This window comes from Streptomyces sp. NPDC127098, assembly GCF_042722465.1.
GTDB lineage: Bacteria > Actinomycetota > Actinomycetes > Streptomycetales > Streptomycetaceae > Streptomyces > Streptomyces millisiae.
Map to the genome: position 1 here is coordinate 39,147 of NZ_JBHXFJ010000017.1, position 19,345 is coordinate 58,491.

Below are 19,345 nucleotides of genomic sequence, written 5' to 3' on the forward strand. Positions count from 1 at the left end.
GGCGATTGCGTCGGTTGCGGATCATCCGCGACGGATCGTCTGCTTGTTACGCTGGCCGGCATGACCGCCATGACGCCGCAGACGCGCTCCGAGCCCGACCTGTCGTTCTTCCTCGACCACACCAGCCACGTGCTGCGCACCCGGATGGCCGCCGCGCTGGCCGAGGTCGGCTTGACCGCGCGGATGCACTGCGTGCTGGTGCACGCGCTGGAGGAGGAGCGGACCCAGGCGCAGCTGGCCGAGATCGGGGACATGGACAAGACCACGATGGTGGTGACCGTGGACGCGCTGGAGGAGGCCGGGCTCGCGGAGCGGCGCCCTTCGAGCGCGGACCGGCGGGCGCGGGTGATCGCGGTGACGGAGGAGGGCGCGCGGGTGGCGCGGCGGAGCCAGGAGATCGTCGACGGGGTGCACCGGGAGACGTTGGCCGCGCTGCCGGAGGACGAGCGGGAGGCGCTGCTCTCGGCGATGAAGCGGCTGGTCGGCGGGGTGCTGGCGGAGCCGGTCGAGAGCCCGCGGCCCGCGCGGCGGGCGCGGCAGAGCGGGTAGCGGGCCACCTCGGGAAATCTTTGACCCGAGAGAGATAGTCTGCAACAGAACTATCTGTTAGTGTCCTTCCTGTTGCCTGATCGACGACAGGAGAGGTCCCATGGCATCCGAATCCGCCGCCCGCTCACGCTGGGTCGCACTCGGGGTGATCGCGTCCAGCATGCTGGTGATCGTCCTCGACGGCAGCATCGTGACCGTGGCCATGCCCGCCATCCAGGAGGACCTCGGGTTCTCGGCCACCGGCCTCAGCTGGGTGGTCAACGCGTACCTGATCGCCTTCGGCGCCCTGCTGCTGCTCGCCGGCCGGCTCGGCGACCTGCTGGGCCGCCGCCGGATGTTCGCCGCCGGCACCGCGGTGTTCACCGGCGCCTCGCTGCTGGCCGGCCTCGCCACCTCGCCCGGGCTGCTGATCGCGGCCCGGTTCGCCCAGGGCGTCGGCAGCGCCATGGCGTCCTCCGTCGCGCTGGGCATCCTGGTGACGCTGTTCACCGAGCCGCGCGAACGCGGCCGCGCCATCGCCGTGTTCAGCTTCACCGGCGCGACCGGCGCCGCCATCGGGCAGGTGCTCGGCGGCGTGCTGACCGACGGCCTCAGCTGGCACTGGATCTTCTTCATCAACGTGCCCCTCGGCATCGCCGCGCTGGTCCTGGCCCGGCGGTACCTGCCGGACGACGCGGGCCTCGGGCTGCGGGCCGGCGCCGACGCGGCGGGCGCGGTCCTGGTCACCGGCGGACTGCTGCTCGGCAGCTACGCGGTGGTCAACGTCGAACGCCACGGCGGGACCTCGGCGCACACCCTGGGCGCGGGACTGGTCGGCCTCGCGCTGCTCGCCGGCTTCCTGCTGCGGCAGTTGACGGCCCGCACACCGCTGATGCCGCTGCGGATGCTGCGGCCGCGCGCGGTCTGGGCGGCCAACCTGATCCAGGTGCTGCTGGTGGGCGCGATGTTCTCGTTCCAGGTGATGTTCGCACTCCACCTGCAGAACGTGCTCGGCTACGGCGCCGCCGAGACCGGCCTCGCGATGCTGCCGGCGGCCGTCGTCATCGGCGCCGTGTCCCTGGGCCTGGCGGCGCGGTTGAACGCCAGGTTCGGCGAACTCGCCATGCTGCTGGTCGGACTGGCGATGCTCACCGCGCTGCTGGTGCTGCTCGCCCGGCTGCCGGACGACGCGGAGTACACCACCGACCTGCTGCCCCTGCTGCTGCTCGGCGCCGGATTCGGCCTCGCGCAGCCGGCGTTGACCACCTTCGGGATGTCGGCCGCCAGGTCCGAGGACGCCGGCCTCGCCTCCGGGCTCTTCAACACCACCCAGCAGGTCGGCATGGCGCTCGGCATCGCGGTGCTCTCCACGGCCGCCGCCGCCCGCACCGAGGGGCTGCTCGGCGAGGGCGCCGAGCGGGCGGAGGCGCTGGCCGCCGGCTACCGGCTGGCGTTCGGGATCGGCGCGGCACTGCTCGGCGTGGCCGTCGTGGTCGCGGTGGCGGCGCTGGCCAGGCGGCGGCCGGGAGCCGCGCCGGAGCCGGAGGCCGAGCGGGAGTCGGAGCGGACGGACGCCGTGCCGACCGGGGTCTGAGGCCGGCGAGCGGCGAAGCGGCAGAGAAGCAGGGACGAGAGGAACGGAGCGGACGATGAGTGAGAACGAGAAGCCGAGGCCGCGGGTGCTGGACGAGGCGGAGGCCTCGCGGCTGCTGGGCCGGCGTGGGTTCGGCGTGCTGGCGAGCGTGCGGGCCAGCGGGCATCCGCACCTGACCACGGTGCTCTACCACTGGGACGAGGACCGGCGGCTGCTGCGGGTCTCCAGCACCGCCGACCGGGGCAAGCCGCGGCAGCTCAGCCGCGATCCGCACGCGGCGCTGCACGTGAGCACGGCGAACCACATGGCCTTCGCGGTCGTCGAGGGCACCGCCGAGGTGTCCGAGCCGACGCGGGAGCCGGGGGACAAGGTGGGGCGCGAACTGCTGTCGCTGCTGCCCGAACCGCCCGCGGACCAGGCGGCGGAGGCGGAGTTCCTGCGGGAGCAGGTGGCCGAGCGGCGGGTGGTGATCCGGATCCGGGCGGACCGGCTCTACGGCACGGCACTCGACGCGTAACGCGGGCGAACGCCGCTGAACGCGGACGAACACGACGGCGAAAACGCTCGGGCCCGGCATCCTCACGGATGCCGGGCCCGAACTCTCGTAGCGGGGACAGGATTTGAACCTGCGACCTCTGGGTTATGAGCCCAGCGAGCTACCGAGCTGCTCCACCCCGCGGCGTTGGAATGAACTCTACGCTACGAAAGAGGGTGGTCGCACCTCACTTTCGTCCGTTCCCCCCGGCGAAGGCGCGTGCGAGGATCGCGGCATGAGGTGGAGGAGAACGAGAGGGCCGGCGCTGAGCCTGGCGGCGGTGGGGGCGTTGCTCGCCGGCTGCGGCACCGAGGTGGCCGGCGGAGGCGACGGCGCGGAGGGCGCGGGGGCGCCGGCGGTGGTGTCGCCGCAGCCCGAACCACCCGAGGTCACGGCCCCTTCGACCGAGTGCCCCGAGTCCGGCGCCCGGGTCTCCCCCGGCCTGATCGACGCCGCCATGGGCCTGCGCGCCGGCACCATCCAGCTGACCAACTGCGGCGACGAGCCCTACACGGTGGAGGGTTACCCGCAGCTCACTCTCATCGACGACGAGCTCGAGGCGCTGGACGTCGCGATCGAGCACGACGAGACGAAGATCACGGCCTCCGTCGCCGGCTTCGACGAGCCAGAGCCGGTGACGCTCGCGCCGGGCGAGTCGGCCACGGCGTCCCTGGTCTGGCGGAACACGACGGACACCAGCGGGCCGGCGCTCGACGCGCGCTACGTCGAGGTCGTGCCTGCGCCCGGCGAGAAGTCGCAGACGATCACCCCGGACGGCGGCATAGACCTGGGCACCACGGGCCTGCTCGGCGTCGGGCCGTGGACGCGGGTCGCCGTCGAGTCGTAGCCAGACGTAGCGAGTTCGTAGCCGCCTCGTAGCGCCACAGCCGCCCGGTGCGCGGGGTATTGACCGGCGTTCCGCGTCGCCCTACTGTCACGCCCGCTTGATTGAAACGAATCAAGAACCCACGGAATGCGGATTTGAAACGACTCAATCGAGCGTCATCGAACGATACAAGACGGAGGAAGGGCGATCTCACGATGAGACCACCTGACGGCACCCGGGCGACGCGGCGCCGCCTGACGTTCGGCCCCCTGGTCATCCCGCTCGCCGGGCTGATGCTGCTCACCGCGGGGCCGGCCGACGCGGCGGCACCCGAGCGGGCCGCGGGCGGCAGGCCGGGCGCGGTCCAACTCGAGGACCTCGACCGCGGGCTCGTCGCCGTCGCCTCCGAGGAGGGTGTCTTCCTCAGCTGGCGGCTGCTGGGCTCCGAGGCCACGGGACACACCGAGACCGGCGTCTCGGGCACCGACTTCGCCGTCTACCGGGACGGCCGGCGGCTCGCCACCGTCACCGACAGCACCAACTACCTCGACGAGAACGCCACCTCGGGCGCCGAGTACCGGGTCGCGCCCATCGTGCGCGGCCGCGAGGGCCGCCGCAGCGACCCCGTCTCCCCCTGGGCCGACGGCTACCACGACCTGCCGCTGCGCCGGCCGGCGGACGGCGTCACCCCCGCCGGCGAGGCGTACACCTACCGCGCCAACGACATGAGCGTCGGCGACGTCGACGGCGACGGGACCTACGAGTACGTCGTCAAGTGGGACCCGTCCAACTCCAAGGACGTCTCCCAGGTCGGCTACACGGGCAACGTCTACCTCGACACCTACGAGCTCGACGGCACCCTGCTCAGCCGCGTCGACCTCGGCCCCAACGTCCGCGCCGGCGCGCACTACACGCAGTTCCTGGTCTACGACTTCGACGGCGACGGCCGCGCCGAGATGATGCTCAAGACGGCGCCCGGCACCACGATCACCCGCTACCGCCCGGACGGCCGGGTGGCCGGCACCGAGTACGTCACCATGCCGCGCGCCGACGTCCGCGCCGGCTACTCGCACCAGGACGACTACCGGCTCAGCGCCGAGGGCTACCACGACCACCTGGTCGAGATGTTCCAGGGCTGGCAGGACCACCCCGAGGTGCGCGCGGGCAACTGGCCGGCCACCCTGGAGGAGGCGTTCGGCATCGAGCCGGCCTACGACTACCCGCTGTCGCGCGCCGACGCCGAGGCCCTGGCCGACCACTTCGTCGACGTCTACGCGCCGAGCCGCTCGGCCCGCAACAACCTGCGCGCCTTCGAGGGCTTCGTCCTGGAGGGGCCCGAGTACCTGACGGTCCTCGACCTGGGCGCCGGGCGGGAGTTGGAGACCGTCCGCTACGAGCCGGGCCGGTACGACGACGGCCTGATGTGGGGCGACTACGCGATGGCCAGGATCGAGCCGGGCAACCGGGTCGACCGCTTCCTCTCCACCGTCGCCTATCTCGACGGCCGCCACCCCTCGGCCGTCTTCGCGCGCGGCTACTACACCCGTTCCACGCTCGTCGCCTACCGCTGGGACGGCCGCCGGATCCGCCAGGACTGGACGGTGGACAGCGGCTGGACCCCGATGTCCAACCCGTTCAACGACTCGCCGCACGGCGTCGACGGCACCGACCCGGAGTTCGGCTCCCTCACCACCCAGGGCTTCCACTCGCTCTCCTCGGCCGACGTCGACGGGGACGGGCGGCAGGAGATCGTCTACGGCTCGGCCACCATCGACGACGACGGCAGCCTGCTCTACAGCTCGTTCGGCGAGGCACCGCCGGAGGCGGCGCAGCCGGGCGAGAACATCAGGCTGGGGCACGGCGACGCGATGCACGTCGCCGACATCGACCCGGACCGGCCCGGCCTGGAGATCTTCACGGTCCACGAGGGCGGCCGGTACGCGCCCTACGGCTTCGCGCTGCGCGACGCGGCCACCGGCGAGGTGCTGTACGGCGGTTACACGGGCGTGGACACCGGGCGCGGCATGATCGGCGACGTCGACCCCGACCAGCGGGGCATCGAGACCTGGGCGTCCCAGCCGCAGTCGGTCTCCGAGACCGGCCTGTGGACGGCGCGCGGCGACTACCTGGGCGCACAGACGCCGGGCACCAACATGTCGATCCGCTGGTCAGGCGACCTGACCACGCAGATCGTCAACGGCTCGATCGACCAGACACCGACCGTGGACGACTGGCGGCGCGGCACGCTGCTGACGGCCGAGGGCACGCTGACCAACAACCACACCAAGGGCAACCCGTCGCTGGTGGCCGACGTGTTCGGCGACTGGCGCGAGGAGCTGATGGTGCGGACGGCGGACAGCTCCGCGATCCGCTTCTACGTGTCCACCGAGGTGACGGACCACAAGCTCTACACGCTGATGCACGACCCGCAGTACCGGGTCGAGGTGGCACGCCAGCAGACCACCTACAACCAGCCGGCGTACCCGAGCTTCTACCTGGCCTCGGACACGGACTGGTCCCAGGTCCCCCTTCCCGGCCGGCGCGGGGCCTGACCGGCGGGTCTGAGCGGGGGCCTGGCGCCTGCGGCGCGGCTGCGACGCGGCGGCCGCCGGCCGGGCGGCCCCACGCCCCGCCCAGCCGGCGGCCGCGCCAGCGCCGTACCGGCCTGCGGCACGGCCCGGCGGCCGGCCGTTCAGGCCGGCGCGGCCGCACCGTAGCCGTTGCCTGGCCGGCCCGGCGCAGCCGAGGCGCACCGCCGCACTCCGAGAACCGTTGCCGAGGCGGCCGGCCGAACAACCGATGGCCCGCAGCGTGGACGGCCGCAGGCCAGAGGCGACAGACGACGGCCGCCGGGCCGTACGCCGCAGACCCGAAGCGTGCCGCCGCGCCCCGAGGCCGAGCGCCGGCGCCGCCGCAGGCGGCGGTCGTCGGCCGACGGCGGCCCGGCGGCCGGCCGCCCAGGCCGCCGCAGGCGCGGCCGCCCCCCGCGCCGTACCGGCCCTCGCCTCGCCCTGGCGGCCGGCCGTTGAGGCCGGCGCGGGCGCACGGCGCCGCCGGGCCCTAAGCCCCGAAACCCAGCCCCAGCACCGCCGTAACGACCGGGACGGTCCGTCCGGCGCCTACGGCGCCGCCGGCGCCGGGGCGTAGCGGGTGCTGTGGTGGTGCCAGTCCCAGGCGCCGCGGACGGCGGTGGTGACGCGGTCGCCGAGAAGGTGCGCGTCGGGGCCGAGGCGTCGCAGGGCGCGGCGGGCGGCCAACAGGTGGTCGATCCGGTCGGCGACCATCCGTTGGACGGCGGCCGTGGCGGCGGCCTCGTCGAGGTCGAGGCGGTCGCGGACGAGGAGCACCAGGTTGGCGCGCTCGCCGGCCGCGAGGTCGCGCCGCAGGGAGCGCACGTCGTTGGTCCAGGCCATGACGTCGCTGGCGGCGGCCGTCAGTTCGCGGGCCGGGGCCGCGTCCAGCAGCGTGGGGGCGAACTCGCGGCGCTCGACGAACTGGATCAGCTCGAAGATCGGGTGGGCGCCGAAGGAGAGCCGGCGCCAGGCGACGTACTGGGCGAGGGTGGGCGTCGGGCGCAGGCCGAGGCGGACGGCGGCCTGCCAGTGGTAGCCGGCGAGGCAGTCGCGGAGGTGGCGGGCGAAGCGGCGGCGCCAGGCGGTCGACATCGGCTCGGCGGTCGGCGGCCAGAGCTCGTGGACGAGGGCGCGGCGGAAGACGGCCCAGGGTCCGTGGCCCCCGGCCGTGCCGGCCCGGTCGAACCAGTCGTCGGCGGCGAGCAGCCACACGTACCAGCGGGCCAGCAGCGCCATCTCGGGGTAGGGCGCGGTGCGGTAGTAGCTGGTGGCCAGGGTGACGACGCGGGAGGCGGCGAGGCGGCGGTGCCCGGCGGCGTCGACCAGGCCGTGGCGGGCGGCCCAGTCGTAGGCCTGCTCCTCCAGCTCGGGTGAGCGCGGGTGGAGCGGCTGGCTCGGGATGGGCATGTGCACGAGGGGTGGTCCAGGGGCTAGAAGGTGACGGGGAGGGATTCGAGGCGGCGGGTGCGGTGGGTCGGCCGCCAGGTCAACCGGCTGGCGGGCACCGCGAGTTCGATCTTGGGGGTGCGGCGGAGCAGGGTGGCGAAGACGACGTCGGCCTGGAGCCTGGCGAGCGGGATGCCGAGGCAGAGGTGGGTGCCGCGGCCGAAGGAGAGGTGGGGGTTGGGGGTGCGGTCGAGGACGACGTCGTCGGCGCAGGGGAAGTGCGCGGCGTCGCGGTTGGCGGAGGCGAGGGAGAGCAGCACGGAGTCGCCGGCGCTGATCCGGACGCCGCCGAGCTCCAGGTCCTCGGTGGCGAAGCGGCGGATGGCGAGCGGCAGCGGCCCCTCGTAGCGCAGCAGTTCCTCGATGGCGGTGGGCAGCAACTCCGGACGGGCGAGCAGCCGTTCCCAGTGCATCCGGGGGTCGAGGAGGGCGAGGATGCCGTTGCACACCATGCTGGCCGTGGTGTCGTGGCCGGCGGCGAGGAGGATGAAGGAGAGGCTGACCAGCTCGTCCTCGGTCAGCCGGTCGTCGGCGTCGCGGGCCTGGATCAGGGTGCTGAGCAGGTCGTCGGCCGGGTGGCGGCGCTTGTGGGTGATGACGTCGCGCAGTTGGGCCTCGGCCTGGCGCATGGCGTCGAGGATGGCGTGCGGCCGGCCGGGGATCAGCAGGGCGTCGGTCCAGGAGGCGATCTGGGCGCCGGCGGAGGCGGGCAGGCCGAGCAGGCCGCAGATGACGCGGAGCGGCAGCGGGAGGGCGAGCGCGGCGAGCAGGTCGGCCTCGCCGGCCGGGTGGACGGCGTCGATCAGGGTGTCGGTGTGGGCCTGGACGGTGGGGCGCAGGCCCTCGATGGCGCGGCGGGTGAAGGCGGGCGCGACGAGGCGGCGCAGCCGGGTGTGGTCCGGCGGGTCGAGGTGGAGCAGGTCGTTGCGGAGCGCGGGCGGCAGCGGCAGGCCCTGGTAGTCGCCGCCGTGGCTGGTGGCGGCGTTGGTGGAGAGCCGGGGGTCCTGGAGCGCGGCGCGGACGTCCGGGTAGCGGGTGACCAGCCAGGCCGCCGCGCCGCCGGGGCCGGTGACGCGGTGCACGGAGCGGCTGGCCCGCAGCCGGGCGTACATCCCGTGCGGGTCCGCGAAGAAGGACTCGTCGATGTGCACACCACCTAACGTACATGTGCGATTACGGAATGCAGTAGCGGATGCGGGAACCTTTCTCCTGCCCCGGCCGGGTGATGCCGGGGGCCGTTCGGCCGGGGGGTGGGGGTCGGGGATGGGTGCCGGCCCGCGGCTGGCCTGGGTCGCGGGCCGGCCCCGGTCAGCGGGGTACGGCGGCCCGGTGGCGGACGGCGGCGGCCAGCCGGACGGCCGAGGTGCCGAGCCCGGTGGGGGCGAGGAAGCCGGGGGGCGTGACGTCGGCGAGCAGGTGCTCCTCGCGGTAACGGCGGCACTCGCGGTGCCAGTTGAGGACGGCGGCCAGCCAGTTCCCCAGCTGTTCCACATAGCCGTCGAGCGTCGCGCGCGCCGCCTCGTCCAGGCTCAAGTCGTCGGCCAGTACCGGGAGTTCGTTGGCGGCCACGTGCTGGAACTGGCGCAGCCGCGAGCGCATCAGGTCGTCCACGATGCCCAGCGCCCTGGGGTAGTCGCAGGAGAAGAAGTTCTGCACGACGAGGACGGCGTTGTGGATCTCGCCCTCGAACTCGATCTCCTTCTGGTACGAGAAGACGTCGTTGATCAGCGCCCCGTAGTCGGCGGCGGCGTTCTCCAGGGAGCGGAACGGGCCGCTCTCGTAGACCTCCTCGGGCAGCGAGCGGTCGAGTCGTAGGCGGCACAGGCTCATGGTCAGGTCGGACCCGAAGGTGCGGCGGCGCATCTCCAGGTAGTCGACCGGTTCGGGGATACGGTTCTGCGCCTGGTTGACGAGCTCCCACAGCCAGCTGTCGACCATGTCGACGATGGTGGTGCGGAACGCGCGGCGCGCGGCGGGGGTCATGCCGCTCGCGGTGCGCGCCCAGAGGTCGGCGAGGCCGCGCTCCAGGGCGTTGGTGAGCGGCGGGGGCGGGGCGGCGGGGTCGTCGAGCGACAGCAGGGCGGTGAGGCGCTCGGTGCAGGCGCGGGCCGCCGCCAGGTTCCTGGTGCGGCCGAAGACCGCGGGGTAGTAGTCGTCGCCGTAGGTGCCCCAGGCCAGCCAGCAGCTGGCCAGGTCGAGCTCCTCCTGCCCGACGGTGGGGCTGATGCCGGCGGCGCAGAGCGCGAGGTCGTAGCCGCGCGTCTTGTCCTCGGTCCAGACGACGGGGGTGTCGGTGAAGACGCCGACCCGGTCGCACCAGTCGACGACCTCGCGGCGGGCGGCGGGCAGCAGGGGGTTGAGCCGGAGCGGGAACGGCAGGTCGAAGTCGGGCAGCAGGGAGGGCCCGACGTGCTGGTGCGGCAGGTGCGCGAAGCCGCGGGCCCTGGCCCGCTCGGCGCGCGGGGTGGTCGACACCCCGAGGCCGCCGCGCCCGCCGAGACCGGCGAGCCCCGCGAGCGCGGTGAAGGGGCCGCTGAGGCCGAGCCTGGCGGCGGGCGCGGCCTCGGGCTCCGCCGGCTTCATGTAGCGGCTGGAGCGCAGGTGCCACTCGTGGCCGCCGGACTGCCAGTCCTGGAGGCCCTTGGCGTAGGCGAGCACGGCGGCGCACTGGTCGGGCGTCAGGCCGTGCTCGACGAAGAGCGGCGGGAGCTCGGTGAGCGCGGTGTGCTCGAACTGCTGGAGCCGCGCGGTCAGCAGGTCGTTGACGGCGTCGGCGGCCTCCTGGGTGGTGCAGCCGAGGAAGGTCTCCAGGGCGAGCACGCCGTTGCTCAGCTCCCCTTCCTCCTCGGTCTCGCGCTGGTAGGAGAACAGGTCGTTCCGCAGGTGGACGGCGTCCGCGAAGGTGTCGCGGAGCACCGTCAGCGGCCGGGCGGCGGCGACGGCGGCCGGCACCTCGGCGCGCGCCGCGTACTCGACGAGTCCCGCGGACCAGGGGGCGCCGCCGACCTTGCGGCGCATCTCGATGTACTCGACGGGGTTGGGGATGCGGCCGATGTTGATGTTGGCGAGCTCCCACAGCGACTCGTTGAGCAGGTGCTCGGTGGCCTTGGCGAACCTGGCCCGCCAGGCCAGCGACATCGCGGGCACGGTGCGGGCCCACAGGTCGGCGAGGCCGGCCTCGACCGGGTTGACCGGCTCGGGGGTGCCGGCGGCGAGGTCCATGGGCATGAAGGCCGGCAGCCGGTCCAGGTACGCCTTGCCGCCGGCGCGGTCCTGGCTGCGCTTGAAGGTCTCCAGGAAGTGGTCGTCGAAGAAGAAGACCCACACGTACCAGTCGGTGACCAGCGCCAGGTCGGACGCGGTGGTGTCCGGGTGCGTGTACGCGCAGAGCAGCGGGTAGTCGTGCGCCTCCAGGTCCTGCTGGGTCCAGATCCCCGAGCCCTCCAGCATGCCCATCTCGCGCGCCCACCGGGTGGAGTGGGCGCGCACCTCCTCGAGGTGCGGGCTCAGCCGGGCGGGGTAGGGGGTGTAGAAGTCGGGCAGGCGGAAGGGCTGTTGTGCCACCGTCGCGTCATCTCCTGGGTTAGCCGGGCGGCCGGATGGCCGGTCACGGGCCGGATGTCGGCCGGACGTGGCGGGTCCGGCCTGCTCGGTCCAGCCAGCATTACCCGACTTCGCCCCGTTGCCCCGTCAAACCACCCTTCCTGGTGAACCGTTGGCCCTCGTCGTGACGTCCTGGCTGGCAGCATGACCGCGTTCCACAGGCGCTCACGGGGGGTTGTCGATCGATGTCTCAGCCACGGACGCTCTACTCCGACAAGACCTGGAACCCCTTGGCGGGTTCCGTCGAACTCGACGAGGGTCAGCTGCGGGCCCACGGCAGGATCATGCCGCTGGGCGAGCTGAACCTGGTGGCGATGGCCGACGCGTACCTGCGCGGGTACTGGCTCGGCGCGGCCGGGACCGAGCGGGCGCTGGCCGCGATCGGGCCGGGCTCCGGGGTGGTGCCGGTGACCAGGCTCTCCGGCTCGGCGACGCCGCTGCGGGTGCGCAGGGCCGCCGAGTTCGCCGCGACGCTGGGCGAGCTGTCCGTGCGGATGGCGGGCGGCCGGGACGTCGTCGCCGGCTACGCGCGGCTGGCCGCCCAGGAGGGGGTACCGCTGTGGATCGCGCGCCGGATCACGTTCGGCCCCTCGGGCGGCCCGATAGCGGTCGCCGTCGACCGGCGCCTGGCACGCGCCGACGTGTGGGCGCCGGACGTGCCGTCGGCGCGGCTGCGCGGCCCGCTCGGCCTGCGGGCCGGCCAGGAGAACGTGGCCGAGCTGTTGGCGGTGACCGTCGGGAGCGCGCCGGCCGCCCTCGCCATCGAGCGGAGCTGGCGCAAGTCCCAGCGTTCGGTGACGGTTCACTCCCCGGTCGGCCGGTGGGAGCTGCGCCGGGAGGGCTGGAACACCTCGCGGCTGTTCCGGGACGGCGGCTCGGTGGCGCTGCTCGGCCGGCCGGATCGCCGCCGGTCCCTGACCGGCAATCTGCGGCCGCTGGCGGACGTCCAGTACCACACGAGCTATCCGGTGGACGCGGTGCTGGCGCACTTCTTCGGCGTCTGCTTCGGGCTCGGCGACGACACGGGCAAGGTGCGGTTCGGCATGCGCCGGCCGAAGGAGGAGGCGGAGATCGTCGACTCGCTCTGGGAGGAGCCGTGGTTCACCGGCCTCGGGAAGGGCTCGGCGGACAACGGGCCCGGTGGCAGCGGGGACGGCTGGATCGGCGACGGTGGAGGTGAGGGCGGCGGCGGAGACGGCGGCGGGGGAGACGGTGGCGGGGGCGGTGGCGGGGAGTGATCCCCGGGCCGCCCGGCGTCAGCCGTGCCTGGCCCGGCGGAACCGGTCGGCGGCCGCGTCCAGGTCGACGATCGGCGCCGGGTAGTCGACGCCGTCGAGGCGCCACGGCCGGTGCACCGCCGCGCCGGCCACCGCGGCCAACTCCGGCACCCAGCGCCGCACATAGTCGCCGCGTGGGTCGAACCTGCGGGCCTGGGTGAGCGGGTTGAGCACCCGGTTGGGGCGGGTGTCGGTGCCGGTGCCGGCCACCCACTGCCAGTTGAGCTGGTTGTTGGCCAGGTCCCCGTCGACCAGCAGCGCGAGGAAGTGCCGGGCCCCGATCCGCCAGTCCTGGTAGAGCGACTTGGTGAGGAAGCTGGCCACCAGCAGCCGGGCCCGGTTGTGCAGCCAGCCCTCCGCGCGCAGTTGCCGCATCGCCGCGTCCACCAGGGGGAAGCCGGTGCGGCCCGCGCGCCACGCCTCGACCTCGTCCGGGTCCCGGCGCCACCGGTCGTGCCGGGTCCGGTAGTCCGCCCAGGCCGCGTCGGGCCTGGCGGCCAGCACCTGATGGTGGAAGTCCCGCCAGGCGAGCTGCCGGACGAACGCCTCGGCGCCCGCTCCCCCGTGCCCCCCGGCGCGGCGGCGCAGCTCGGTCGGGGAGAGGCAGCCGAAGTGCAGGTAGGGGGAGAGCCGGGAGGTGGCGTCGCCGGCCAGGTCGTCGTGGTGGTCGGCGTATCCGTCGAGGCCGTCGCGCTCCCAGGCCCGCAGCCGGCGCCGCGCCGCGCCCTCGCCGCCGGCCGGCAGCTCCGGCGACCGCTCGCCCCCGCCGCCGAGGTCGGCCGCCGACGGCAGCCCCTCGGACCGCACCTCGGGCACCTCGATGGCGCGCGGCGCGCCTCGCACGGCGCGCGGCTCGGCGGCCAGCCAGCGGCGCAGGTACGGGGTGAAGACGGCGTAGTGGTCGCGCCCCGCCGGCACCAGGGCGCCGGCCGGCAGGGTGGTCAACGAGGCGTCGTGGACGCGGAGTTCACGCCGGTCCTCGGCAAGCGCGGCGCGCAGCCGGCGCTCCCTGCGGGCCGCGTAGCCGCTCACCCCGGCGGCCAGGTGCACGGTCCCGGCGTCCGTCTCGGCCGCGATGCGGCGGGTCTCCGCCACCACGTCGCCGCGCCGCACCACCAGGCGCCCGCCCCGCTTCCGCAGCGCCTCGTCGAGGTCGGCGAGGCAGTCGGCGAGGAACGCGGCCCGGTTGGGCGCGACGAAGCCGGCCGCCCGGATCCCGGAGTCCACCACGAAGAGCGGCACCACCCGGGACGCCCCGTCCGCCGCGGCCCGCAGCACCGGGTTGTCGTGGACCCGCAGGTCCGCCGTGAAGAGGGCCACGGCCACGGTCATGCTCGCTCCAGGTCCTGAGAACGCGGCGGTCGTTCCCCGGCCGAGCCGGACTCCGCCCCGGCGCGCTCGGCGATGGTGCGCGTCATGCCGCCGAACACCCAGGCGTGGAACGGCGAGATGCCCCACCAGTAGGCGTGGCCGAGCAGCCCGCGAGGGCGGAACACCGCGCGCTGACGGTACCGGGTGCGGCCCTCGTCGTCCCGCTCCACGCGCAGTTCGAGCCACGCGTCGCCGGGCAGCCGCAGCTCGGCGCGGAGCCGCAGCAGCCGTCCCCGGTCCAGCGCCTCGACGCGCCAGAAGTCCACCGGGTCGCCGCGCTCCAGGCGGGTCGGGTGCGGTCGCCCACGCCGGCCGCCCGCCCCGCCGAAGAGCCGGTCGAGCCAGCCGCGCACGGTCCAGGCCAGCGGCGCCGAGTACCAGCCGGTGTCGCCGCCGACGGCCTCCACGACGCGCCACAGCGCCTCTGGCGAGGCGTCGACCGGCGTCGACCGCTCGTCGACATACCGGCTGGCGCCCGCCCAGTCCGGGTCGGCGCGCAGCGAGTCGGCGGGCAGCGCCGCCTGGTCCGGCTGGTCCTCGCCCGCCCGCTCCAGTGCCGCCGCGAGCGCCGGGTCGAGCCCGAGCCAGCCCCCGGCGGGCGGCGGCACGTACCGCTCGATGTCCCGCTCGTGGCACACCACCTCGTGCCGCAGCGACTCGGCGAGCGGCCTGGCGAGGTCGCCCGGCACGGGCGTCACCAGGCCGATCCACAGGCTGGAAAGACCGGGCGTCAGCACCGGCACGGGCAGGATCAGCCGCCTGGGCAGCCCGGCCCGGCGGGCGTAGCTCCGCATCATCTCCTCGTAGGTGACGACGTCGGGACCGCCGATGTCGAAGGAGCGGTTGACGTCCGCCGGCAGGTCGGCGCAGCCCACCAGCAGCCGCACCACGTCGGCGATCGCGATCGGCTGGACGCGGGTGCGCACCCAGCGCGGCGTCACCATGACGGGCAGCCGCTCGGTGAGGTGCCGCAGCATCTCGAACGAGGCGGATCCCGAGCCGATGACGACGGCCGCCCGCAGCACGGCGGTCGGCACCCCGGAGGCGAGCAGCAGGCGCCCGACCTCGGCGCGGGAGCGCAGGTGCGGGGAGAGCTCACGCTCCGGCACCCCGGCCGGGGTGAGGCCGCTCAGGTGGACGACGCGCCGCACGCCGGCGGCGCGGGCCCGCTCGCCGAAGATCCGCGCGGCGCGCCGGTCGAGCTCCTCGAAGTCGGCCCCGCCGCCGATCGAGTGGACCAGGTGGTAGGCGATGTCGACGTCGCGCATCGCCTCGGCGACGGACTCCGGGTCGAGGATGTCGCCCCGCACCACCTCGACCTGTCCCGCCCAGCCGTGGGCGCGCGGCTTCGCGGGGGAGCGGGCCAGGCACCGCACCCGGTGGCCGGCGGCCAGCAGGGCGGGCACCAGCCGGCCGCCGATGTATCCGGTGGCGCCGACGACCAGGCACCTGGTGTCTCGCTGTGGGCTCATGCCGTCACTCCGCACGCCGTGGCCCCGCCCGCTGCTGCCAGCCACTCTTGGCGCCCCGGCGCCGGGCCGCAACCGGAGCGACCGGCCCTACCGCCGGTGCTCCGGGTCGTAGACGCTGAACTCCTCGAGCAGTTCCTCCTCGCGCAGCAGCGCCGAGCGCGCGTCCTGGCCGCGGTGGCGGGCCACGTCCGTCGCCAGGGACTGGACGAGCGCGGTGAAGGCGGTCAGCGACCGCAGCACCGAGGGGCCCGAGGCGTCGACGTAGAAGACGTGCTCGGCGGAGGCGGCCAGCGGCGACGCCGGGTTGTCGGTGAGCGCCACACAGCGCGCGCCGCGCGCCCGCGCCCAGGAGGCGGCCCGCACCGTGTCGGCCGAGTAGCGGTGGATGGCGATGGAGACGAAGCAGTCGCCGGCCCGGACCCGCCGCAGCTCGTCCGTCAGGGTGCCGGCGCCCGGCGTGACGGTGGCCACCTCCTCGCGCAGCATCCGCAGCAGGTAGCCGAGCAGGTAGGCCGGGGCGTGGCACTTCCGCAGCCCCATCACGTGCACGCGCGGCGCCTCGGCCAGCGCCTTGACGGCCTCCGCCCAGGTGGACCTGTCTATCCGCGCGAAGCTGCGGGTGATGTTGGCCCGGTCGAGCGCCACGGCCTGGTCGAGCAGGTCGCCCTCGCCGCCGCCCAGCTGTTCGAGGGTGCTGTAGCGGCGCAGCAGCTGGGCCTGCTCGCGCAGCCGCTCGCGGCAGAGCCGGGTGAGCCCGGGGTAGCCCTCGAGGCCGAGGCTGGTGGCGAACCGCACCACGGTCGCCTCGTTGACGCCGACCGCCGAGGCGAGCTCGGAGACCGTCATGAACGCCACGCCCTCCGGGTCCGCCATCACGCGCTCGGCGAGCAGTCGTTGGGAGCGGGTGAGCGTGCCGCGGCGCTGCTGGAGCAGGGCGAGCAGGTCGTCGAAGTTCCCGGGTGCGAGGGCCATGCAGGGGATTGTGCCCCGTACGGGCGGTTCGCCCTTCGCCGCTCGACGTCCCCGCGCCACCCACGGACCGGCGCGGCCCGGCGAGGGCCTAGGCTTCGCCTATGCGAGCCGATGCTTCGGAACTGGTGCTGGCAGGGGTCATTCTCAGCTTGGCCTTCATCGCCCTCGTCGCCTACGTCGCCCGCGTCCTCCATGGTTCGCACCATCGGCTGCCGCGCGTCATCGTGGCCTCCGGGGTGCTGGTGGGGACGCTGCCCGCGGTCGTCTACACGCTCTACCGTTCGCTGACCATCACCGCCTGAGCCGCCTCGGCCGTCGGGCCGTCCGGCGCTACCCGAGCAGCGCGGCGATCACGGTGAGCGTCGGCACCGCCAGGATCGTGGAGAGCAGGATGGACTCCCGGGCGAGACGGACGCCGGTGGCGTAGCGGGACGCGTAGGTGAAGAGGTTCTGCGCGGCCGGCAGCGCCGCCGTGACCACGACGTTGAGCTGCTCGGTGGCGTCGAGCCGGAAGACGCCGGCCGCGATGGCCCAGGCGATCAGCGGGTGGACCACGGACTTCAGGGCGACGGAGGCCAGCACCGGCCACCGCTCGGGCCCACGGCCGGGCAGCGCGGAGCCGCGCAGCGAGATGCCGAACGCCAGCAGCACGGCCGGCACCGCCATGTTGCCGATCAGGGTGGCCGGTTCCAGCAGGGTGACGGGCACCGACCAGCCGCTGGCCGCGACCGCGACGCCGCTGAGCGAGCCGGCGACCACCGGGTTGCGGAACGGGGTGGTGACCCGCTGCCAGACGGTGCGGCGCTGGGCGGCGGGCGAGGCCAGGTCGAGCACGGTCAGGGCCACGGGTGTGATCGTCAGCTGCTGGAGAAGCAGCACGGGTGCCACGAGTGAGGCGTCACCGAGCACGTAGACGGCGATCGGGATGCCGAGGTTGCCGGCGTTCACGTAGCTGGAGCAGAGGGCGCCGATGGTGGTGCGGCCCACGCCCCAGCCGCGGAGGACGCCGAGGGTGACGAAGATCGCGGCGACGGCGAGCGTGCTCAGCGCGGTCACCAGCAGGGAGGGCGAGAAGACCAGGGTCAGGTCGGCCTGCGCGAGGGTGACGAAGAGGAGCGCGGGGGTGGCGACGTGGAAGGCGAGTTTGGTGAGAACCTCCCGGCCGTTCTCCCCGAGGGAGCCGCGGCGGCCGAGGAGGTAGCCCGTGCCGATGACGCTCGCGATGATCGCGAACCCCGTGATCACCCCGCCCATATATCGAACCCTCGGACGAATCTTCCGATCGGTCAATATGATCTCGGATCCCGAGATCGGGGCATACCCTGCGCTAACGTCACATTTTGTGACAGGAATCACCGCCGCCGCGCTGGCCGCGGCCACCGCCCTCACCCTCGCCCTCCAGCCCTCCTCGCCGGCCGCCGCCGAACCCTCCCTGTCGGGCCTCCTGGTGGCCGCCACCACGGCCGACGGCGCCACCCGCCACCTGGCCGCCCTCCAGCGCATCGCCGACGGGGCGGACGGCAACCGCGCCGCCGGCACCCCGGGCCACGAACGCTCGGCCCGCTACGTCGGCGCGCTGCTCGCCGATGCCGGCTACGACGTCACCTACCAGCGCTTCGCCTTCCCCTACCGCGAGCCGGTCACCGAGCGGCTCACCCAACTCACCCCGGCGGAGCGCGACATCCCGCTGCGGCTGCTGTCGTACACCGCCAACACCCCGGCCGGCGGCGTCCAGGCGCCGCTCGCCGACGCCGGCGACGGCTGCGAGCCGGAGGACTTCGACGCCGGCTTCCCGACCGGCGCGCGCATCGCGCTGATCGAGCGCGGCGGCTGCACCTTCGCGCAGAAGGTCGCCCACGCGGCGGACGCCGGCGCGCTGGGCGCCGTCGTGCACAACAACGCGCCCGGCGCGCTCTCCGGCACCCTCGGCGAGCCGGCCGCCGGGCTGATCCCGGCCGGGACGGTCTCCCAGGAGGACGGCCTCGCCCTCGCCGCCGAGCTGGCCGCCGGCGACGAGGTGACGCTGCGCCTGGAGATCGAGGAGCTGGCGGAGGAGCGCGAGACCGTCAACGTGGTGGCCGAGTCGCCGGTGGGCGACCCGGACTCCGTGGTGATGGCCGGCGCCCACCTGGACTCGGTGCTCGCCGGCCCCGGCCTCAACGACAACGGCTCGGGCTCGGCCGGGCTGCTGGAGACCGCGCTGCGCCTGGCCGAGCTCGACCCGGCCGGCGAGCTCGCCGAGCACCGGACGCGCTTCGCCTTCTGGTCGGCCGAGGAGCTGGGACTGCTCGGCTCGGAGCACTACGTCGCCGCGCTCCCCGAGGCGGAGCGGGAGCGGATCGCGCTCTACCTGAACTTCGACATGATCGCGTCACCCAACCACGGCCTCTTCGTCTACGACGCGGACGCCGAACGCGACGACCCGGTCTCCGCGGCCATCGCCGACGACCTCACCGCCTTCCTCGGCGACCGCGGCCTGCCGGCCCGCCCCACCCCGTTCGACGGCCGCAGCGACTACGGCCCCTTCCTCGACGCCGGCATCCCGGCCGGCGGCACCTTCACCGGCGCCGAGGGCCTGAAGTCGGCCGCCGAGACCGAGCTCTGGGGCGGCACCGCGGAGGCCCCGTACGACCCCTGCTACCACGCGTCCTGTGACGATCTCGACAACATCGGCCGAACCGCGCTCGATGCGAACGTGAAGGCGATCGCCCACTCCGTCGGCCGCTACGCGACGCGATTGCCCGATACGTCACCCTGACACGAGGCTGCGGGGGAAGGGCCCTGCCCGGTAGGCTCTCCGTGTGATCTTCAAGCGCATCGGCAACGGACGGCCGTACCCTGACCACGGCCGGGACAACACCCGGCAGTGGGCAGACGTCGCCCCGCGCCCCGTGCGTCTTGACCAGCTCGTCACCACCAAGCAGCAGCTCGACCTCGAGACGCTGCTCGCCGAGGACTCGACCTTCTACGGGGACCTCTTCGCCCATGTCGTGAAGTGGCAGGGCGACCTCTACCTGGAGGACGGGCTGCACCGGGCCGTGCGGGCGGCCCTCCAGCAGCGCCAGGTGCTGCACGCCCGCGTGCTCGAACTCGACTGACCCCTTCCCCCGGATCCGTTCGCGACTGCGCCGTTTCAGGACTGCGCCGT

16 protein-coding genes and 1 tRNA gene are annotated in these 19,345 nt (G+C 74.2%); 9 read left to right on the plus strand and 8 right to left on the minus strand.

Going from position 1 to position 19,345, the window contains the following annotated elements; translation table 11 throughout:
- Nucleotides 1-60: 60 nt before the first annotated feature.
- The 3 genes from ACFWI8_RS13655 (at nt 61) to ACFWI8_RS13665 (ending at nt 2,639) form a co-directional block, all read left to right on the plus strand.
- Nucleotides 61-549, plus strand: coding sequence for a MarR family winged helix-turn-helix transcriptional regulator (locus ACFWI8_RS13655; RefSeq protein WP_387089919.1), 489 nt, complete (start codon nt 61-63; stop codon nt 547-549).
- A 100-nt stretch (nt 550-649) separates the two neighbouring features.
- Nucleotides 650-2,122, plus strand: coding sequence for an MFS transporter (locus tag ACFWI8_RS13660; protein WP_387089922.1), 1,473 nt, complete (start codon nt 650-652; stop codon nt 2,120-2,122).
- 55 nt (nt 2,123-2,177) lie between these two features.
- Nucleotides 2,178-2,639 carry a pyridoxamine 5'-phosphate oxidase family protein gene (locus ACFWI8_RS13665; RefSeq protein WP_387089925.1) on the plus strand — a complete coding sequence of 154 codons (462 nt, stop codon included), beginning with the start codon at nt 2,178-2,180 and terminating at the stop codon, nt 2,637-2,639.
- Between the two features lie 88 nt (nt 2,640-2,727).
- Here ACFWI8_RS13665 and ACFWI8_RS13670 read toward each other — a convergent pair.
- Nucleotides 2,728-2,801, minus strand: a tRNA-Met gene (locus ACFWI8_RS13670).
- Between the two features lie 91 nt (nt 2,802-2,892).
- Here ACFWI8_RS13670 and ACFWI8_RS13675 point away from each other — a divergent pair.
- On the plus strand, nt 2,893-3,504 hold the full coding sequence (locus ACFWI8_RS13675; protein WP_387089928.1) for a DUF4232 domain-containing protein: 612 nt from the start codon (nt 2,893-2,895) through the stop codon (nt 3,502-3,504).
- 194 nt (nt 3,505-3,698) lie between these two features.
- Complete coding sequence (locus ACFWI8_RS13680; protein WP_387089931.1) at nt 3,699-6,035, plus strand: rhamnogalacturonan lyase; 2,337 nt, start codon at nt 3,699-3,701, stop codon at nt 6,033-6,035.
- 567 nt (nt 6,036-6,602) lie between these two features.
- Here ACFWI8_RS13680 and ACFWI8_RS13685 read toward each other — a convergent pair.
- From ACFWI8_RS13685 to ACFWI8_RS13695, 3 genes are all read right to left on the minus strand, one after another.
- Complete coding sequence (locus ACFWI8_RS13685; protein WP_387089933.1) at nt 6,603-7,463, minus strand: hypothetical protein; 861 nt, start codon at nt 7,461-7,463, stop codon at nt 6,603-6,605.
- 23 nt (nt 7,464-7,486) lie between these two features.
- Nucleotides 7,487-8,653, minus strand: a complete 1,167-nt coding sequence (locus tag ACFWI8_RS13690) for a cytochrome P450 (RefSeq protein ID WP_387089936.1) — start codon at nt 8,651-8,653, stop codon at nt 7,487-7,489.
- A 157-nt stretch (nt 8,654-8,810) separates the two neighbouring features.
- Entirely contained in the window at nt 8,811-11,066 is a 2,256-nt protein-coding gene (locus ACFWI8_RS13695) for a germacradienol/geosmin synthase (RefSeq protein ID WP_387089939.1), read from the minus strand.
- A gap of 224 nt (nt 11,067-11,290) precedes the next feature.
- Between ACFWI8_RS13695 and ACFWI8_RS13700 the strand changes: the two genes are divergently transcribed.
- On the plus strand, nt 11,291-12,343 hold the full coding sequence (locus ACFWI8_RS13700; RefSeq protein WP_387089942.1) for a hypothetical protein: 1,053 nt from the start codon (nt 11,291-11,293) through the stop codon (nt 12,341-12,343).
- Nucleotides 12,344-12,361: 18 nt separating this feature from the next.
- Here the strand turns inward: ACFWI8_RS13700 and ACFWI8_RS13705 are convergent, their stop codons facing one another.
- From ACFWI8_RS13705 to ACFWI8_RS13715, 3 genes are all read right to left on the minus strand, one after another.
- Nucleotides 12,362-13,714 carry a cryptochrome/photolyase family protein gene (locus tag ACFWI8_RS13705; RefSeq protein WP_387089945.1) on the minus strand — a complete coding sequence of 451 codons (1,353 nt, stop codon included), beginning with the start codon at nt 13,712-13,714 and terminating at the stop codon, nt 12,362-12,364.
- On the minus strand, nt 13,711-15,225 hold the full coding sequence (locus tag ACFWI8_RS13710; protein WP_387089948.1) for an SDR family oxidoreductase: 1,515 nt from the start codon (nt 15,223-15,225) through the stop codon (nt 13,711-13,713). Before ACFWI8_RS13710 ends, ACFWI8_RS13705 begins: the two co-directional genes overlap by 4 nt.
- An 87-nt stretch (nt 15,226-15,312) precedes the next feature.
- On the minus strand, nt 15,313-16,197 hold the full coding sequence (locus ACFWI8_RS13715; protein ID WP_387089951.1) for a MurR/RpiR family transcriptional regulator: 885 nt from the start codon (nt 16,195-16,197) through the stop codon (nt 15,313-15,315).
- 101 nt (nt 16,198-16,298) lie between these two features.
- Here ACFWI8_RS13715 and ACFWI8_RS13720 point away from each other — a divergent pair, with 101 nt between their 5' ends.
- The gene (locus tag ACFWI8_RS13720; protein ID WP_311596455.1) at nt 16,299-16,499 is read left to right on the plus strand and encodes a hypothetical protein; all 201 of its coding nucleotides are present in this window, start codon (nt 16,299-16,301) and stop codon (nt 16,497-16,499) included.
- A gap of 28 nt (nt 16,500-16,527) precedes the next feature.
- On the opposite strand, the gene ACFWI8_RS13725 is transcribed toward ACFWI8_RS13720, so the two are convergent.
- Nucleotides 16,528-17,451, minus strand: coding sequence for an AEC family transporter (locus tag ACFWI8_RS13725; protein ID WP_387089954.1), 924 nt, complete (start codon nt 17,449-17,451; stop codon nt 16,528-16,530).
- 88 nt (nt 17,452-17,539) lie between these two features.
- On the opposite strand from ACFWI8_RS13725, the gene ACFWI8_RS13730 reads away from it, so the two are divergent.
- Both ACFWI8_RS13730 and ACFWI8_RS13735 read left to right on the plus strand, forming a co-directional pair.
- A complete protein-coding gene (locus ACFWI8_RS13730; RefSeq protein ID WP_387089957.1) occupies nt 17,540-18,955 on the plus strand; it encodes a M28 family peptidase in 1,416 nt (471 codons plus the stop codon).
- 43 nt (nt 18,956-18,998) lie between these two features.
- The gene (locus ACFWI8_RS13735) at nt 18,999-19,295 is read left to right on the plus strand and encodes a type II toxin-antitoxin system VapB family antitoxin (protein ID WP_132932216.1); all 297 of its coding nucleotides are present in this window, start codon (nt 18,999-19,001) and stop codon (nt 19,293-19,295) included.
- Nucleotides 19,296-19,345: the final 50 nt, after the last annotated feature.

What these genes read in the sequence shown, in the direction of transcription:
- ACFWI8_RS13655 (WP_387089919.1), top strand. Translation starts at nt 61, where the DNA reads ATGACCGCCATGACGCCGCAGACGCGCTCCGAGCCCGACCTGTCGTTC.
- ACFWI8_RS13660 (WP_387089922.1), top strand. Translation starts at nt 650, where the DNA reads ATGGCATCCGAATCCGCCGCCCGCTCACGCTGGGTCGCACTCGGGGTG.
- ACFWI8_RS13720 (WP_311596455.1), top strand. Translation starts at nt 16,299, where the DNA reads ATGCGAGCCGATGCTTCGGAACTGGTGCTGGCAGGGGTCATTCTCAGC.
- ACFWI8_RS13665 (WP_387089925.1), top strand. Translation starts at nt 2,178, where the DNA reads ATGAGTGAGAACGAGAAGCCGAGGCCGCGGGTGCTGGACGAGGCGGAG.
- ACFWI8_RS13705 (WP_387089945.1), bottom strand. Translation starts at nt 13,714, where the DNA reads ATGACCGTGGCCGTGGCCCTCTTCACGGCGGACCTGCGGGTCCACGAC.
- ACFWI8_RS13700 (WP_387089942.1), top strand. Translation starts at nt 11,291, where the DNA reads ATGTCTCAGCCACGGACGCTCTACTCCGACAAGACCTGGAACCCCTTG.
- ACFWI8_RS13680 (WP_387089931.1), top strand. Translation starts at nt 3,699, where the DNA reads ATGAGACCACCTGACGGCACCCGGGCGACGCGGCGCCGCCTGACGTTC.
- ACFWI8_RS13715 (WP_387089951.1), bottom strand. Translation starts at nt 16,197, where the DNA reads ATGGCCCTCGCACCCGGGAACTTCGACGACCTGCTCGCCCTGCTCCAG.
- ACFWI8_RS13675 (WP_387089928.1), top strand. Translation starts at nt 2,893, where the DNA reads ATGAGGTGGAGGAGAACGAGAGGGCCGGCGCTGAGCCTGGCGGCGGTG.
- ACFWI8_RS13710 (WP_387089948.1), bottom strand. Translation starts at nt 15,225, where the DNA reads ATGAGCCCACAGCGAGACACCAGGTGCCTGGTCGTCGGCGCCACCGGA.
- ACFWI8_RS13725 (WP_387089954.1), bottom strand. Translation starts at nt 17,451, where the DNA reads ATGGGCGGGGTGATCACGGGGTTCGCGATCATCGCGAGCGTCATCGGC.
- ACFWI8_RS13685 (WP_387089933.1), bottom strand. Translation starts at nt 7,463, where the DNA reads ATGCCCATCCCGAGCCAGCCGCTCCACCCGCGCTCACCCGAGCTGGAG.